Origin of the sequence: Magnetospirillum moscoviense (genome assembly GCF_001650635.1) — a bacterium.
Lineage (GTDB): Bacteria > Pseudomonadota > Alphaproteobacteria > Rhodospirillales > Magnetospirillaceae > Magnetospirillum > Magnetospirillum moscoviense.
On sequence record NZ_LWQU01000063.1, the window covers coordinates 1 to 1511 of the forward strand.

Consider the following 1511-nt stretch of genomic DNA (forward strand, 5'->3'; position numbering starts at 1 on the left):
GCCGACACGGCCTACGACGCCGACCACTTCCGCCAAATGATTGCCGACAAGGGCGCCATTGCCGTTATCCCCAACAACCCGTCGCGCGCCCACAAGCATCCGCTAGACAAGCACCTCTATGCCCAGCGCCACTTGGTCGAGTGCTGCTTCAGCAAACTCAAGCAATTCCGACGCGTCGCAACCCGATATGAGAAGACGGCAGCCAACTACAGCGCCGTCGTCACTATCGCCGCCATCATCCTGTGGATGCGCTAAGTGTCCACAGCTCCTAGGGCAGCCTCATGCGCAAAAAAATCTACACCTGCCGCGTTTCCAGAAATCACCGTTAAACCATGCGCCGCCACCTGTTCAGCGCAATCCGTTGCCGTCGACATCCCCTTCTCGCTAGCCTTTCTCGACCCGCAAAAGCCGATACCGGGAAATCCTAACAATTCGATGTTGCCTAACGCCCATAAGACTGGCGCCTTACGGCCGTACATTGACAAAACCGCCTCGGGATACGAGGAGCTCCCCGGAACTAGGTGGCGCCTTCGCCCTAATCGTCAAGCACCGAGATGTGGGCCCAGATGTTCTTCCAATCCTCGGCCGATTTGGGGCGGATCAGTTCGTCGATATCCTCGTGCTTGCGCATGTCCGACAGGAACAAGGTGATCTGGGCCTGCAGATACTTCATGTGCTGCTGGGCCAGGGGCGGCTTCTTGACCCGGCCCTGGCCGTCGCGGGCGTGGCATTCCAGGCAATCGGCCTCGTAAAGCTTGCGGCCTTTGTCGGCATCGCCCGGCTCACGCGGGATCTGCACCGCCTGCTTGGCCAGCTTCAGACGCTCGAAGGCGTCCATCTTGACGTCGTCCGAAGGCGGATGCTTGGGCGGCTTGATGGTCGCCAGGTAATGCGAAACGTCCAGCACGTCCTTTTCCGGCAGCTCGCGGTCGTTGGCATAGGGAAACATCGGGATGTTCTCGCGCGTGCGCGTCTTGAAGGCGCGCAGCTGCTCGGCCAGATAGTCGGGGTGCATGCCGGAAATGCGCGGATAGACGCCGCCGCCGCCGCCCTCGCCATACTCGCCGTGGCAGGCGGCGCAGGTGCGCATGATCTCGCGGCCGTTATCGATGTCGAAATTCCAGTTCTTGCCGCCGGGAAGCGTCACCGGGGGGGGCGCATTTTGCGCCGCCGCCGCGCCTGCCGCCAACGACGCCATCAAAGCCAACACAACCGCGCGCATGGGCCACCCTCGAAACGAAAAACGGGACCGGCAGAGAGTTGCCGATCCCGCTTCAAGTGACCTTGAGCGCGGTCAATTGGTTATGCGCGAAGCGCGTAACTGGGGCAAAAGTCCGGGCGCCCCTTGGCGCACGGCTCACATTTGATTGAATCCCTGACGGGTTCCGACGGAGGCGTCTTGTTGACGGCGTCGCGATAAGATAACCTTTAAAATAGGCTCTATTCGCAATTCGTATTGATATCGTGTAGAATGGCGGAAACGCGGGAGGTTTTGCGCGATGGATCGGAAG

Annotated in this window: 2 protein-coding genes and 1 pseudogene; 1 reads left to right on the plus strand and 2 read right to left on the minus strand. The window is 60.4% G+C overall.

The window, feature by feature from the left end:
• Positions 1-255 (plus strand): transposase (locus tag A6A05_RS03155; RefSeq protein ID WP_156520870.1); only part of this gene is annotated, 255 nt, incomplete at its 5' end.
• Here the strand turns inward: A6A05_RS03155 and A6A05_RS22235 are convergent.
• Both A6A05_RS22235 and A6A05_RS03160 read right to left on the minus strand, forming a co-directional pair.
• Positions 252-509 (minus strand): annotated as a pseudogene (locus tag A6A05_RS22235) (DNA-processing protein DprA); the annotation flags it as partial. The gene A6A05_RS03155 and the pseudogene A6A05_RS22235 overlap by 4 nt on opposite strands.
• A 26-nt stretch (positions 510-535) precedes the next feature.
• The gene (locus A6A05_RS03160) at positions 536-1222 is read right to left on the minus strand and encodes a c-type cytochrome (protein WP_068497390.1); all 687 of its coding nucleotides are present in this window, start codon (positions 1220-1222) and stop codon (positions 536-538) included.
• Between the last annotated feature and the right edge of the window lie 289 nt (positions 1223-1511).